This window comes from Adhaeribacter aerolatus, from assembly GCF_007991635.1.
Lineage (GTDB): Bacteria > Bacteroidota > Bacteroidia > Cytophagales > Hymenobacteraceae > Adhaeribacter > Adhaeribacter aerolatus.
This window is the reverse complement of record NZ_BJYS01000028.1, coordinates 92,449-107,879: the sequence shown is the minus strand read 5'-3', so window position 1 is coordinate 107,879 and position 15,431 is coordinate 92,449. Positions and strand designations below refer to the sequence as shown.

The 15,431-nt window shown below is 48.0% G+C and carries 10 protein-coding genes; 4 read left to right on the top strand and 6 right to left on the bottom strand.

Annotation, left to right across the window (positions count from 1 at the left end):
• Positions 1 to 33: 33 nt before the first annotated feature.
• Genes glgB through AAE02nite_RS18090 form a run of 3 tightly spaced genes read right to left on the bottom strand, consistent with a single transcriptional unit; the run spans position 34 to position 7,583 of the window.
• On the bottom strand, positions 34 to 2,244 hold the full coding sequence (glgB, locus tag AAE02nite_RS18100) for a 1,4-alpha-glucan branching protein GlgB (RefSeq protein WP_146900948.1): 2,211 nt from the start codon (positions 2,242 to 2,244) through the stop codon (positions 34 to 36).
• Entirely contained in the window at positions 2,231 to 5,560 is a 3,330-nt protein-coding gene (treS, locus tag AAE02nite_RS18095) for a maltose alpha-D-glucosyltransferase (protein ID WP_146900945.1), read from the bottom strand. The genes glgB and treS overlap by 14 nt, the downstream gene beginning before the upstream one ends.
• 19 nt (positions 5,561 to 5,579) lie before the next feature.
• On the bottom strand, positions 5,580 to 7,583 hold the full coding sequence (locus AAE02nite_RS18090; RefSeq protein WP_146900941.1) for an alpha-1,4-glucan--maltose-1-phosphate maltosyltransferase: 2,004 nt from the start codon (positions 7,581 to 7,583) through the stop codon (positions 5,580 to 5,582).
• Between the two features lie 552 nt (positions 7,584 to 8,135).
• Between AAE02nite_RS18090 and AAE02nite_RS18085 the strand changes: the two genes are divergently transcribed.
• From AAE02nite_RS18085 to AAE02nite_RS18075, 3 genes are all read left to right on the top strand, one after another.
• A complete protein-coding gene (locus tag AAE02nite_RS18085; protein ID WP_146900937.1) occupies positions 8,136 to 9,527 on the top strand; it encodes an ATP-binding protein in 1,392 nt (463 codons plus the stop codon).
• Between the two features lie 160 nt (positions 9,528 to 9,687).
• On the top strand, positions 9,688 to 11,349 hold the full coding sequence (locus AAE02nite_RS18080; protein ID WP_146900934.1) for an NAD(P)/FAD-dependent oxidoreductase: 1,662 nt from the start codon (positions 9,688 to 9,690) through the stop codon (positions 11,347 to 11,349).
• A gap of 34 nt (positions 11,350 to 11,383) precedes the next feature.
• Positions 11,384 to 11,662 (top strand): UBP-type zinc finger domain-containing protein, encoded by a 279-nt coding sequence (locus AAE02nite_RS18075; protein WP_146900931.1) that lies wholly within the window; start codon positions 11,384 to 11,386, stop codon positions 11,660 to 11,662.
• A 153-nt stretch (positions 11,663 to 11,815) separates the two neighbouring features.
• Here the strand turns inward: AAE02nite_RS18075 and AAE02nite_RS18070 are convergent, their stop codons facing one another.
• The 3 genes from AAE02nite_RS18070 to AAE02nite_RS18060 form a co-directional block, all read right to left on the bottom strand.
• The gene (locus tag AAE02nite_RS18070; RefSeq protein WP_146900928.1) at positions 11,816 to 13,597 is read right to left on the bottom strand and encodes a glycoside hydrolase family 15 protein; all 1,782 of its coding nucleotides are present in this window, start codon (positions 13,595 to 13,597) and stop codon (positions 11,816 to 11,818) included.
• A 436-nt stretch (positions 13,598 to 14,033) separates the two neighbouring features.
• Positions 14,034 to 14,285, bottom strand: a complete 252-nt coding sequence (locus AAE02nite_RS18065) for a hypothetical protein (RefSeq protein WP_146900925.1) — start codon at positions 14,283 to 14,285, stop codon at positions 14,034 to 14,036.
• 137 nt (positions 14,286 to 14,422) lie between these two features.
• The gene (locus AAE02nite_RS18060; protein WP_146900922.1) at positions 14,423 to 14,707 is read right to left on the bottom strand and encodes an Rdx family protein; all 285 of its coding nucleotides are present in this window, start codon (positions 14,705 to 14,707) and stop codon (positions 14,423 to 14,425) included.
• Positions 14,708 to 14,864: 157 nt separating this feature from the next.
• Here AAE02nite_RS18060 and AAE02nite_RS18055 point away from each other — a divergent pair, with 157 nt between their 5' ends.
• Positions 14,865 to 15,416 (top strand): peroxiredoxin family protein, encoded by a 552-nt coding sequence (locus AAE02nite_RS18055; RefSeq protein WP_146900919.1) that lies wholly within the window; start codon positions 14,865 to 14,867, stop codon positions 15,414 to 15,416.
• Positions 15,417 to 15,431 lie beyond the last annotated feature (15 nt).

Genomic DNA, 15,431 nt, shown 5'->3' with positions numbered 1-15,431 from the left:
TCTAGTTGTATACTAATATTGAAGAAATATTTATCAGGCCTTTTTCCATTTATAATAAGTTACGGCAAGCGGCGGTATATCCAGGATAATGGAGTATGGCCGGTTGTGGTACGGAATAGGGCGGCTTGTGAAGCACTCGTATTCGGCCCCGCTACCCCGGTAACTAAGGGCATCCGAGTTAAATATTTCGGTCCAGTTGCCTTTCAGGGGTACCCCAACCCGGTAATTCTCCTGTACCGTCGGCGTGAAATTGCACACCACCAGAATGATTTCTTTTTCTGATTTTCCTTTCCGGATAAAGCTGATGACGCTGTTGGTGGCATCGTTCATATCTATCCATTCAAAACCCTGCGGGTCGAATGCCAGCTCGTGCAAAGCCGGTTCCTGTCTGTACAGGCGGTTCAGTTCCCGTACCGTTTGCTGCACACCTTTGTGGTAACTTACATCGTGCACCAGATGCCACTGCAAGCTGCTGTCGTGGTTCCACTCGGCTAATTGCCCAAACTCCAGGCCCATAAACATGAGTTTGCCCCCCGGGTGGGCATACATATAGCTAAAGAGCAGGCGCACGCTGGCAAATTTTTGCCATTCATCGCCGGGCATTTTGTTTACGATAGAACCTTTGCCGTGTACCACCTCGTCGTGCGAAAGCGGCAGCATAAAGCTTTCGGTGAAGGCATAATGGATGCTAAACGTGATCTGGCCCTGGTGATAGCTGCGGTGAATAGGTTCCAGCGCCATATAGCGCAGGGTGTCGTTCATCCAGCCCATCATCCATTTCATATCAAAGCCTAAACCGCCCGACTGTGTTGGTTGAGTTACCATCGGCCAGGCCGTAGATTCCTCCGCCACGGTAATTACCTCCGGATAAACGGCCGTTACGGCATCGTTAAATTCCTCCAGAAACCGGATAGATTCCAGGTTTTCCCGGCCGCCAAACTCATTCGGAATCCACTCGCCGGCGTTGCGGGAATAATCGAGGTACAGCATCGAGGCCACCGCATCTACCCGCAAGCCATCCACGTGGAATTCCTGCAACCAGAACAAGGCGTTGGAAATCAAAAAAGATTTTACCTCGTTTCGACCAAAGTTAAAGATGTAACTTTTCCAGTCCGGGTGAAAGCCTTTGCGCTCGTCGGCGTGTTCGTACAGGTGCGTGCCATCAAAAAAACCAAGGCCATGCTGATCGGTCGGGAAGTGGGAGGGTACCCAGTCGAGAATTACGCCAATACCCGCCTGGTGCAACTGGTCGATGAGGTACTTAAAATCTTCCGGTGTGCCGTACCGGCTGGAAGGAGCGAAGAAGCCCGTTATCTGGTAGCCCCACGACCCGTAGAAAGGATGCTCCATAACCGGCATAAACTCCACGTGGGTATAGCCCATGTACGAAACGTAGCCCACCAGTTGTTCGGCAATTTCGCGGTAGGTGAGGGAGCGGTTGCCTTCCTCGGGAACGCGCCGCCAGGAACCCAGGTGCACTTCGTACACCGAATACGGCTTGTCTTTGCCGGTAACTTTATTTTTCCGGTTTTGCATCCACTCCTGGTCGTGCCACTCGTAGCGGCTCTCCCATACCACGGAGGCGGTGCGGGGCGGCACCTCGGCCAAAAAAGCATACGGATCGGCTTTTTCAACGGCGTAATGGTTGTGCTTCGACCGGATGAAATATTTGTATGCCGTACCTTTTCCTACGCCCGGCACAAAGGTTTCCCAAATGCCCGAGCCATCCCACCGGGGACTCATTGGGTAACTGTTATGATCCCAGAAATTAAAATCACCGATAACCGAAACGTGTTCGGCGTTAGGTGCCCATACGGCAAAGAAGGTGCCTTTTACGCCCCGGTACTCGCCCAGGTGCGCGCCTAATTTATTGTACAGGTTGTAATGTCGACCCTCCCGCAGCAGGTGAATATCAAAATCGGTGATCGGGCTTGGAAAACCGGTACTTGCTTCACCTGCCGGAGCGGTTTCCGGGATGGCCGGTACTTCACTTCCTACTTCTAAAATATTAGATACAAATTCAGCCAGCTTGCGCCGGACCCTTCCTTTTTTAACCGGCGGTTCTCCGGCAGCAGGCGTGGATTCCGGGACGGCTTCTACCGCCGGTACAGGCAATGGCAACGCCTCGTCTAATTTTTTACTGCGGCCGGCGCCCCTGGGCTTCTTAATCGGATTTATGTCTGGTCCGGGTCCTGGGCTGCCCAGGCTTTCTGGATTCTCTAAATTCTCGCTATTTCTCTCCATCTAAGTGCCTCCTCATAATATACTTTATGCCTCTGATCGGAATGGTAACCCAATCCGGACGGTTATTTAATTCATAATTTAATTCGTAAATCGCTTTCTCCAGCAAGTAGGTTTGAATAAGAATATCCAGGTGCTTCTTATCTGCCGGAATAAATTCGCTTCCCTTTACGGTATTCAGGTAAGAATCGAGGTAAAATCCGCTTACGTAATGATACCATTGTTCGGCCCAGTTTTCCAGCACGGCCATATCTTCTTTACGAACGCCTTGTAATTGGAATAGGGCATTGTAGGCGGCGTAGTGGAAAGAGCGGATCATACCGGCGACATCGCGCAGCGGCGACCGCTTTAGCCGGCGTTCGCTGAAAGCGCGGGCCGGCTCGCCCTCAAAATCAATAATCATGAAATCCTTGCCCGTAAACAACACCTGACCCAGATGGTAATCGCCGTGCATCCGGATTTTCATGGTGGTTATTTTCTCAGCAAATATTTCCTTCAGCACGTTCAGAATATCGTTTTTCAGGCCCATTATTTCCTGCGCCTCTACCCGTACCGATTCCGGTAACTTCTTCAGGTTCTTATCCAGGCTTTGGAAAGTGCCGCGCACCAAAGAAGTAAAAGAAGAAAACATAGAACGCTGGTAATGCAACGAGAAAGGCTCCGGCTCGAAATCCGGCGTTTGCGGACTGGCGTTCAGGGCCAGGTGCATTTCGCCGGTGCGTTGCCCCAACAGGTTTACCCGCTCTACGTAAGCGCCACCCAATATATTCTGGTATTCTTCCGGAATCTGGTCGAAAGTGGCCGGCTCCGATAGGTTTCCCAAGGTTGGTGGCAAATTTTGGAGATTTTCCTGCGATACTACCCGTTCAAAATACCGTTTCAGCGACTCACCGAAATAGGCCCAGGCATCGCCCTGGTTCGGAACCAATTCCTGCATCATGCCCAGCACCATTGAAGGTTGATTGCCTTGTTTCAGTTCTACAGCTCCTATAAATTTAGGAACCTGCTCGAAATGCGCTACTTCGGTCAGGAAGCGGGTAATTTCTAAATCCGGGTTAATCACACTATCGAGTTTCCGGTACAGCTTCATAAAATAAGCATTCTCGAAAACAATGGACGTGTTGCTCTGCTCGGCGCTTAAGACTTTTGAATTAACTATATCGCCGGCTTTTTTAATATTTTCTTGCACGTACAGGTTTAATTCGCCCGAATCGGCTTTAAGTTTTCTCCGTTTGGCCATGAGCTCGAACAAGGCTCCCCGGAAAGTATTGCTGTAAACCGCATCGTACAAATAACCCCGTCGGCCGCCAACCGAAACAGCAGCAATAATGCTTTGCGGACAAGTATTCCGGAGGTCTTGCTCCTCGTTCTGTTCGGCAAATGAAACCGGAAGCTGGTAAAGTTCGGGCAGGCCTTCGTTGTAGTTTACCCGGATAATCAGGAAGCCGGCATTCTCGTTTATGAGCGGAACCGGCACATGGTGTACTACTTCCATTTTTTGGATTACCCGCGCCTTGCCGCCAAACCACCGGCATTTCCGGAAATAATTAGGAAATGCTTTATCCAGGAGTACCTGGTGCCGACGCCCGGAGAACATTTCTTCCCAGTTCTTCACTTCCAAGACCAGCGGTGCGTCATCGGCAACTGTTTCCTCATCTACTTGTTGTTTCTCCAGCAAGAACCAATAAAAGCCGTGCGTTCCTACCGTGAACAAATACGGTTCGTTTTTAATCGCCGGAAATTTATTCTGGCTGAAAAGCTCTTTTGGTACGAAGTTCTCATAACCTTCCAATGGCAGTTCGGCTGCTTCGGAGTAACGCGATAAATTAGCAATTACCAGAATAGTCTGGTCTTCGTAGGTCCGCAGGAAAGAAAGTACCTTGGAGTTAGAAGAGTTCAGGAATTTTATTTCGCCCCGGCTGAAAGCCTGGTATTGCTTGCGCATGGCAATAATGCGCTTCATCCACCACAGCAGCGAGTTAGAGTTTTTCTGTTGATTCTCTACGTTTACCGACTCGTACTGGTACTCAGGATCGATGATAACCGGCAGGTATAATTGGTGCGGGTTGGCCTTGGAGAAACCGGCGTTCCGGTCGGGGCTCCACTGCATAGGCGTACGCACGCCATCGCGGTCGCCGAGGTAAAAGTTATCGCCCATGCCAATTTCGTCGCCGTAATAAATTACCGGGGTGCCCGGCAAGGCAAACAAAAGCGAGTTCATCAACTCTATTTTATTCCGGTTATTATCGAGCAAGGGAGCCAGCCGGTGTCGGATACCCAGGTTTATTTTGGCCAGCGGATCTTTGGTGTACACTTTGTACATATAATCACGCTCCTCGTCGGTTACCATTTCCAGGGTAAGTTCGTCGTGGTTGCGCAAAAACATGGCCCACTGACAGTTCTCCGGAATGGCCGGGGTTTGGTCTATAATATCGGTTATCGGGTAGCGGTCTTCCATCTTCACGGCCATAAACATGCGGGGCATAATGGGGAAGTGGTAATTCATGTGGCACTCGTCGCCGTTGCCAAAATAAGCCGCCGAATCTTCGGGCCACATATTGGCCTCGGCCAGCAGCATCTTACCCGGAAACTTTTTATCTACGTGGGCTCTTACTTTTTTCAGAAACTCGTGCGTTTGGGGTAGGTTTTCGCAGTTGGTACCTTCCCGTTCAAACAAATAAGGTACGGCATCCAGCCGGAAGCCATCCACGCCCATGTTCAACCAGAAATCAAGCACTTTAAATACCTCTTCCTGCACTTTGGGGTTATCGAAATTTAAATCGGGCTGATGATAGAAAAAACGGTGCCAGTAATATTGGCCGGCAACGGGGTCATAGGTCCAGTTGGAGGCTTCGTAATCTTTAAAAATAATCCGCACCTCGTTGTACTTGTTCGGATCATCGGTCCACACGTAAAAATCGCGGTACGGCGAGCCTTTCTTGGCCAAACGTGCCCGCTGAAACCAAGGGTGCTGGTCGGAGGTGTGGTTCAGCACCAATTCGGTAATAACTTTCAGGCCCCGCCGATGCGCTTCTTTCATAAAGCGCTTAAAATGGTTTATGTCGCCGTAAGTAGGATTTATGCTGTAATAATCGGCTATGTCGTAGCCATCGTCGCGGAGCGGCGACGGGTAAAAGGGGAGCAGCCAGATAGCCGTAACTCCCAAATCTTCCAGGTAATCCAGTTTTTCCATTAGCCCCTGAAAATCCCCGATGCCATCGCCGTTGCTATCGTGGAAGGCTTTTATGTGCAGTTCGTAAATTATTGCGTCTTTGTACCAGAGTAACTGGCCATCCGTGTTCATTTTATCGTTTGCCATATATGTTTTTCAGCTTTTATTAAAAAGAATTAATCTGGTTATCCTGCGGCTGTTTCCGTCCGGGGCGGTTCGGATGATATTCCACCCGGAATACATGGCCCGGAAATAAATGTGGATTCAACTCCACAAAATTCCATTCGCCTTGCCACTGATATTTAGCGCCGCTGATTAAATCGTGCACCCAATAAGGTTTATCTTCCGGAATGCCCAGTTTCTTCAGCGGTACTTTTACCATACTTTTCTGAGGGTGGCGGTAATCCAGGTTTACGACCATTAGGAGTTGATTCGAGAAATCGTCCGTGGTTTTACCGTAGCACAACATCTGGGGGTTGTCGGCCTCGCCCAAAATAATATTATTTGTTTCTTGTAGGGCCGGATTTTCGTGCCGGATGGTATTAATTAATTTAATAAACTCACCCACGCGCGTTTCCCGGTTCCAATCCCAATGCTTTACTTCGTACTTTTCTGAATCTAAATATTCTTCTTTGCCCGGTACCGGCTCGTTGATGCCGAATTCGTAAACCGGACCGTACAACCCGTAGTTCGACGATAACGTGGCCGCCAGCAATAACCGCTGAATAAAAGCTGGTTCGCCGCCTTGTACCAGGTGCGGCGGCAAAATATCGGGCGTGTTCGGCCAGAAGTTAGGACGGTAATAATATTGCCGGTCGGTTTTCGTAAGCTCCGTTAAATATTCTTTAAATTCTTCCTGGGTTTCGCGCCAGGTAAAATAAGTATACGATTGGTTAAAGCCAATTTTGCCCAGTTGCTCCATAATGCGCGGCCGGGTAAAAGCTTCGGCCAGGAATATTAATTCGGGGTGCTCTTTCCGGGTTTCGCGGATCAGCCATTCCCAAAAAGGAAACGGTTTGGTATGGGGGTTATCTACCCGGAAAATGGTGACGCCCTGCGCTACCCAATAATCTACAATGCTTTTTAGCTCCTGCCACAAATTTTCCCAGTCTTCATTCTCGAAATTAATCGGCAGAATATCTTGGTATTTTTTTGGTGGGTTTTCGGCGTATTGTACCGTGCCATCGGGCCGCCACTTAAACCACTGCGGGTGTTCTTTCACGTACGGGTGGTCGGGTGCGCACTGCAGCGCCAGATCCATGGCTATTTCAATATTTAATTCTTTGGCTTTCTGTACTAAACTGCGGAAATCTTCTACGGTGCCCAATTCAGGGTGAATAGATTTGTGGCCACCTTCTTCGGCACCAATTGCCCACGGAGAGCCGGGATCGCCAGGGTTGGCATTTACAGCATTATTCAAACCTTTGCGGTGATTGCGGCCAATGGGGTGCACCGGCGGAAAATAAAGTACGTCAAACCCCATATCGGCTACGCGCGGTAACAGCCGTTCGCAATCCTGAAAAGTGCCGTGTTTGCCGGGTTCCTGCGCCGCCGACCGGGGAAAAAATTCGTACCAGGTGCTGAACTGAGCTTTTTTTCGCTCTACATCTACCCTAATAATTTTTTGATAAGTAGTGGCGTTGCTGCGTTCGCCGTGTTCGTACATGAATTTGGTTACTTCGGGGCTTAACCCCAGCTGGACGGCGGCCGGCCCGTGGAGCGCTTTTAATTCGGCTGCCCAAGCCGCCAGTTTAGGCGCTGCTTCCGAAGAAGCTTGCCCAGCGGAGTCTTCCAGTAACTGCACGCCAATCATTATTTCAGAAGAAATATCCTGGTCAGCTTCGAACTTCTTTTTAAGGGAATATTGCCAGGTGCCGAAATGATCGATCCATCCGCGCACGGTAAATTCATATTGACCCGGTGATTCCGGCATAAAAGAAGCCTCCCAATGGTCATTTAACAAAAACACCATGGGCACCTCCTGCCAGGTTTCGGCACCTTTCGGCCGGTAGAGCACAATGGCTTTAACCACATCGTGGCCGTCGGCGAAAACATCGGCAGCAACTTTAACTTTTTGACCGAGGGCTGATTTGATTAAATATTGGCCGCAGCCAATCTCGGGAGATACGTTTTGGATTACAACTCTTTGTTTTCCTTCAAAATCTATCATAGGTACGCGTAAGGATTTACGATGATGGGAAAAATTGAAATGATAAGGCGGCGACGAGGGTTCTTATTAAGTCTTAAAGTCTTAATTAAAAGCCACATCGCCTACCGCCTTATTTTATATCCTGTCCTATTAAACGGGAGGTCTTCGTTTGGGTTTAATGTAAAGCCGCGAACCTACTTTAATTTTGCACTTTTTTAGGGCGGTTTACCAAGGCAAAATCCGTAATTTGTTCTGAATATTTTAGAAAACAGGAGGTGCTTTATTATTATTTTAAATTCATATTTCTGGTGTTACGGGTGAACCTCACCCTAAATCCCTCTCCTGAAAAAGGAGAGGGACTTTGATTACTCATTCTGATAAATAACCTGTCAAGCATGCATCTACTATAAAAAGCTATTAAATGCATTTCCTTCAAAAGAAGCATTACCAGAACTCCCCTTCGCCTTCAGGAGAAGGGGTAGGGGGATGAGGTGCTTTTATTAAATTAGGCGTAACCGTAATATTTTTACGCTATTGATTACCCACTTTCCGAAATAATTCTCAACTTTAACTATGGCTGTTTACGATGTTGCTTATTTGCAGGAACTTCCGGTATTGAAATCCATACCAACCGAACACCTGGAGTGGTTATTAAAAACCAGTGAAATTCGGGAGTTAGCCCCTGGGCAGGCCCTCTTTACCAAAGGCCAGCCCACCGATTACATGCACCTGGTGCTGGAAGGCCAAATAAACATCAGCCTGGAGCAGAATGGCACCTACAAGTATTTTGTCTCGGTTAAAAAAGGAGAAATTACCGGCTTGCTGCCTTATTCGCGGTTACGGACGGCGGCTGGTCAGGGTATTGCCCTGGTACCGACCACTGTGCTGTCGTTGCACCGGAGATATTTTACCGAGCTGGAGCACGTAAGCCCGGAGTTGGTGCAGGAGCTGGTAGGCATTATGACCGACCGCGTACGCGACTTTACCCGTAGTCAGCAGCAAAACGAAAAGCTCATGGCTTTGGGTAAACTCTCCGCTGGTTTGGCCCACGAACTAAATAACCCGGCGGCCGCTATGGTGCGGAGTTCGGCCGAGCTGCTGCGCATCCACCACAGCGTGCCCGAAAAGTTTAAGCGCATCATGTCCATGCACGTTACCCCTGACCAGGTAGATGCGGTAAATGATATTTTATTCCGGAAAATAGATGCCGGTTTGCAAAGCAACTTAACGCTACTCGAACGCAACAGCCTGGAAGATGAAATAACCGATTGGCTCGAAGAACAGGAGGTAGAAGACGGCTTCCTGCTCGCCGAAACTTTTGCCGAATCGGGTGTTAACCTCACCGATTTAGAAGAAATTAAAGCTATTTTGGCCGGTAATAATTTGTCCGAAGTTTTAGATTGGATTGCCAATACCCTGAATACCGAAAGATTAATCTGTGATATTCAGGCCTCGGCGAAACGTATTTCGGCGTTAGTAAACGCGGTAAAAACTTACTCCCACATGGATCGGGGCCAGGATAAAGAAAAAACCGATTTACACAGCGGAATTAAAAGCACCCTTACCATGCTCAACCACAAGTTAAAAGAAAAAAATATTCAGGTAGAGCAGGATTTTGGAAAAGATTTGCCTTTGGTAAACGGCTACGTAGGTGAGCTAAACCAGGTCTGGACTAACTTAATTGATAATGCCATTGATGCTTTAGAACCCGGTGGCAAGTTGCGGCTGGCCACCCGGGTAGAAGGCGATAATTTAAAAGTTACCGTGCAGGATAATGGCAGTGGTATTCCGGCCGAAGCCCTTAACCGGATATTTGAGCCTTTTTACACCACCAAACCCGTGGGTAAAGGCACCGGTCTGGGCCTGGATATTGTTAATAAAATTATGTTGCACCACGATGCCGCCATAAAAGTACAATCTCAACCCGGCAATACGGTTTTTGAACTTTGCTTTCCGATTGTGTAATTTCTATGCTTTAACCAAAAGCGTTGTTGTAAAAGATATCTGTGGGTTAAGCAGAGCCTCGGGAGGTTAGCTGAAAATCTTAATCTAATTTTTTTTACACGAAGCAAAAATTAATATTAGGTTTAATAAAAAATATACCTTCAGGAGAAGGTTTTAGGTTATGAAACAACCCATCATTTTTGCCGTGGACGATGATGCCCAGGTGCTAAAAGCCCTGGTGCGCGACCTCCGAAATCAGTACCGGCAGGAATACAAAATTTTGCATACCACCTCTGCCGACGAAGCGCTGGCCAGTTTGCGGGAGCTTAGAAATAAAGGCGAGGTTATCTCACTTTTTATTTCGGACCAGCGCATGCCCGATATGTTGGGCGTTGATTTTCTGGAGAAGGCCCGGGCCGTTTACCCGGAAGCCAAACGGGTGCTGCTAACCGCTTACTCCGATACCGAAGCCGCCATTAAAGCCATCAACGAGGTTGGTTTACATTATTATCTGCTAAAGCCTTGGGATCCACCCGAAGAAAAACTTTATCCGGTTATTTCGGATTTGCTCACAGATTGGGATGCCAATTACATTCCGGATTACGAGGGCATTAAAGTAATTGGGTACCAGTGGTCGCCGAAATCGCACGAATTAAAAGATTTTTTATCGGGTAACTTGTTTCCTTATAAATGGCTCGATATTGAATCCGATGAGAAAGCTGCTGAACTGGTGCGGCTTAACGTCATAGATCCAAAAGATTTACCGGCGGTTTTTTTTGAAGACGGCTCTTTCTTAACAAACGCGGGTTTAGCACCCATTGCCGAAAAACTGGGCTTAAAAGTTCGGGCGCTGAATAATCTGTACGATGTGGTAATTATTGGCGCCGGGCCAGCCGGTTTGGCGGCCGCGGTTTACGGCGCTTCCGAAGGATTAAGAACCTTGTTAATTGAGCGGCGGGCACCCGGCGGGCAAGCCGGTACCAGTTCGCGCATTGAGAATTACCTGGGTTTCCCGACCGGCTTAAGCGGGGCCGACCTTACCCGCCGGGCCATAACCCAAGCTACCCGATTTGGCACCGAATTTTTATCGCCGCAGGAAGTAGTGGATATTAAGATTAAAGACAAATACAAAATATTAACCCTGAGCGATGGCACCGAAATTAATGCTTTAAGCCTGGTTATTACCACCGGGGTAGATTACCGCCAGCTCGAAACGCCCGGCATTGCCGAGTTTACTGGCGCCGGCATTTATTACGGTGCGGCCATGACCGAAGCCCAGGCATGTAAAAACAAACAGGTATACGTGGTAGGTGGGGGTAATTCGGCGGGGCAGGCAGCCATGTACCTGGCGCAGTTTGCCGACCGGGTGCATATTATCATCCGGCGCGAAGATTTAAGCGCTACCATGTCGCAATACCTCATCGACCAAATTAAGGGAACTGCCAATATTGTAATGGTGCCTTGTTCCGAAATAATTCAGGCTAACGGCAACAGCCGACTGGAGGAACTGGTGCTAAAACAGGTAACCGACGGTGCGGAACAGACGGTAAAGGCCGATTCCTTATTCATTTTTATCGGGGCCAAGCCTTACACCGACTGGATTAAGGTAAATATTATTAAGAACGCCAAAGGTTTTATTACTACTGGTCGCGATTTATTGCAGCACGAGCAATACCGTAAATTCTGGAAACTGGAGCGGGAACCCTTTTTACTGGAAACCTGCAGCCCCGGTATATTTGCCGCCGGCGATGTACGGGCAGGCGCCATGAGCCGGGTAGCCTCCGCGGTAGGCGAGGGAGCCATGGCCATTAAATTTGTGCACGAATATTTAGCGGAGAATTAATAAAAATTAAAAATAACCTAATCCTGAGCGCATCATGACCCTAAATACCAAAACCTGCATTCATCTGCCGCAGGACCAGGAACTTAAAAAGGCAGCGGTGCCCCAATGCCAGCAGTGCATAGACATGGGAAGTACCTGGGTGCACCTGCGCACCTGCCAAACTTGCGGTGAAACCCATTGCTGCGATTCGTCGCCGAACAAGCATGCAACGAAGCATTTTCTGGAAACGAACCACCCCGTGGTAACTTCGGCAGAGCCGCGCGAAGATTGGGCCTGGTGTTATGTAGATAATTTATTTATGCCCCTATCTTAAAGGTCTATGCTTTTATTTTTCCTAGGCTGGAAAATAATCTAAAAGCTGCTCTGCCGGTTAATTATTAGGGTTTACCGGCAGCGTTTCTTTTAATTTATTTTACTTTTTAACGAATCTGCTTAAAGTCGTAAGGATTTATGATTTCTTCAATCGCTATAAAAAGTTAGGCCTATCTATTTTTTTAGAAATGCGGTAAGCCGCATTTACCAGACCAACGTGGCTGTACGCCTGCGGGAAATTACCCCACTGGCTGCCGGTTTTGGCGTCAACGTCTTCGCTGAGTAAACCCAAATGGTTGGTGTACTGCAATATTTTTTCGAATTCGCGCATGGCATCATCTATCCGGCCGACACACGCCAGCGCCTCAATGTACCAGAAAGAACAAATCAGGAAAGTGGTTTCGGGGGTGCCAAAATCATCGGCGTGGCGATAGCGGTAGAAAAGTCCTTCGGGGGTTTTAAGCTCTTTTTCAAGGTGGCGCAAGTGGCTGCGGGCCAGTTTGGAGTTCGGGTCGAGGTAGCCCATCATAATAAGTTGCATGGTGCTGGCGTCTAAATGTTTCGAGCCGATGGCATTGGTGTACACCCCGCGTTGTGGATCCAGGCACTCTTCAATTCGGCTGGCTGCTTCCTGCCGCAGCCGGTGCGCTAACTCGGTTAAAGTATTATCTTGTAAGTATTGTCCTATTTTCCAGGCCGCGTTGGCCCCGGCCCAATGAAACAGAAAAGTATAACAATGCAGTTGTTTCAGGTTGCGAAATTCCCAAAGGCCGGCATCGGGTTCGTGCAGGTATTTTTCCAGTTTGTGCAGCGTATGGTAAATTAATTTTTCTGATTCTACCCGGCCCGCATCTATAAAGCGACGATCGACATACAACGGCAGTAAGGCCACGAGTACTTGCCCGTACACATCGTTCTGTATGTGCGTGTAAGCGTCGTTGCCAATCCGCACCGGTTTGTTGCCCAGGTAACCTTCCAGGTCCAGTTCTTTTTCGATTAATTTACTCGCGCCATTAATGCCATACAGCGGCTGAAAACGGTCCTGTGCCTGCACCGATACATTGGCAATGTAATGGAAATACCGCTCCATTTCCTCAAAGTGCCCGATATTGTTAAAGGCCGTTAAAATATAATAGCTGTCGCGCATCCAGCAAAAGCGGTAATCCCAGTTGCGGGTGCTATGCGGCGCCTCGGGCAAACTGGTGGTACTGGCCGCAATAATGGCTCCGGTATCTTCGTACTGGTGAATTTTTAAAGCCAGCGCCGAACGAATAACCTGGCTCTGGTAATAATTGCTGATGCTGGTACTTTTTACCCAGTTGCGCCAGTAATGGATTGTTTTTACCTGAAATTCTTCGCAGGTGGTAATCAGGGGCGCTTCCAGGGGCTCGCCAAAAGTAAGAACCAGGTATTTGGTTTCGTTTAGTACAAACGGCTCTTCGTCCAGAATATAAGTGAGCGAAACGTTGGTGGTCAGGCGTACTTGTTCTTCTAAACCCAGGTACGCAATGTGGTTGCTGCCCCGAACGCGGGCAGGCTTAATAGTGCCGTAATTGCCTGCCGGATTGCAGGTAACTTTAATGTGCGGCGTACCCGAAAGCGGCTCTATCTTCCGGATGAGCATAAGCGGCTTAAAGTTACGCTGGTGCTGGTGAAAACGGGGAGCAAAGTCAGTTACGCGGTAGCGGCCATGTACGCTTTCAATTTCGGTGCAAAGCACGTTGGTATTTTCGATGTAATATTGATTGCAACTAAAATTAGTTTCGGAAGGCCGGACGGAGAACTCGCCACCTTTTTGCCGGTCGAGGAGGCTGCCAAAAATAAAACTGGAATCGAAGCGGGGCCAGCACATCCACGAAATATTCGTGTCTTTGCCAATTAAAGCTAAATAGGCGCAATTTCCGATTAAGCCAAAGTTGTAAGTATGTTTTTTCATAGGCATCCGGTGGGATGTTTTTTTAGTAGCTTATACAACTGCCAGGTAAGCCAGGCGGTAATGTTGCAGTTGTACCGGAATTAAAGCTTTTGAGTTACTATACCCGAAGAAATATATAGCAGAATGCAATTATTAATCCGGTAAATGCAAGCCAATAGAAAGAATTCGGCAGCATGGTTTTACTAAAAAGAGAAAGGGGGAAAGCGGTAGCTTAAATAAAGGGCGCTGCTACCCGTAGAAGATACATGGCGGCTTGGCCTAATCGAATAATAATTTAGCGCCCCCTAAAAAAATGAACAGCCAGATAAGTCCTTTAATCAGAAAGAACAGAAATCCGGCAACTCCGATTTTTTTTAAGTAGGTTTTAAACTTAGACATCGGCTTTAAAACGATGCGCTAATTTAAATATTATATCCTTAATTCTCAACTGCTGCCTTCAGGATTCGGCGCGGGCGTTCGTAATTTCGGTTACCAACTGTTCGTCGGAATAATTTTCCAGCCAATCGCGCTGTAATTGCAGGCGAACGGTTTGAGCGCCGCCGTTGGGCGTACACACTACCGGCACTTTCCCGTCGGTGGTTTCTACCCGGTCGGCCGCTTCTTCGGCGGCTTCTGCTTTCAAGCCGCCAAAAGCCTGCACACACACCCAATTGGTATTATCCTGATCCATTACTTCGCGTTGTTCCATAAAAAATTTAAATAGTATATTGCCCGGGCCAGCCCCGGAACTAATAAGTTTGGGTTAGAAACGGAAGTAGTTTTTAAAGGTTATGTTCATTCCGGAACAACCATGCGGCCAGAGAATTGATTATTTTAATTGGAATATTAAACGTTTTCCTGGCGATCGCTGTGCCCCAACGGTTTTTCGGGCGCAATACGGTCGCGGATAAGTTGTTTTAATTCCTTCGATTCGGGAAAGCGGCCGGCCTCTTTGCGCGAATAAATTAATTCGCCGTTTAGCCGCACATCAAAAACGCCACCGGTGCCGGGTACCAGGGCAACTTCGCCGAGTTCGGTTTCAAAAGTAGTTAACATTTCCTGGGCCATCCAGGCGGCCCGCAGCAACCACCGGCATTGGGTACAATAATTTATTTCCAAACGAGGATTCATGGCGTTAAATATATAAGTAGCTTACATGCTAAACAGCAGAAAGTACGGGAATTATTAAGAATAGATGATTCTTTTTGGCAATTGCCACCTGTTTTATTTCTCTGACCCAGCCGAAAATAAAATTTGAATAAAGGCGGAAAAACCTAATATTAGGGTTATGAAAAGAGGTATCTATTTAATTAAAATATTCTTGTTAGCAGTTGTCGTCAGCAGTTGCAACAGTGGCCCAAGCAATCTGCCCGAAACCCAGGAAGCAGTAACCCAGAATAGCCAGCCGGCCGAAAATAGCCAACCGGAAGCTACGGAGGCTGCCACCAACGATTTGCCGAATTTGCCTTTAACCAAACTGGACGGAACTAAACTAATGACCAACAGCCTGACCGGCAAAATCATTCTATTCTTTTTTCAGCCCGATTGTGACCATTGCCAACGCGAAACCGCCCAGATTCAGGAGAACCTGGCTGCTTTCCGCGACTACCAGGTATATTTTATTACCAATAACCCGCAAGCGGAACTAGCCAAATTTGCGCAGGAATATAAATTGGCTTTCGAATCTAATTTTGTTTTTGCTCAGGCCACTTTAGAGGATATTTTAAATACGGTTGGTCCCATGGCGTCGCCGAGTATGTTTATTTACGCCGCGGATGGTAAGTTAGTAAAAGCTTTTAACGGCGAAACGCCCATCGCGCAAATATTGCCGGCTTTATAAAAAAGCCTGTATTTT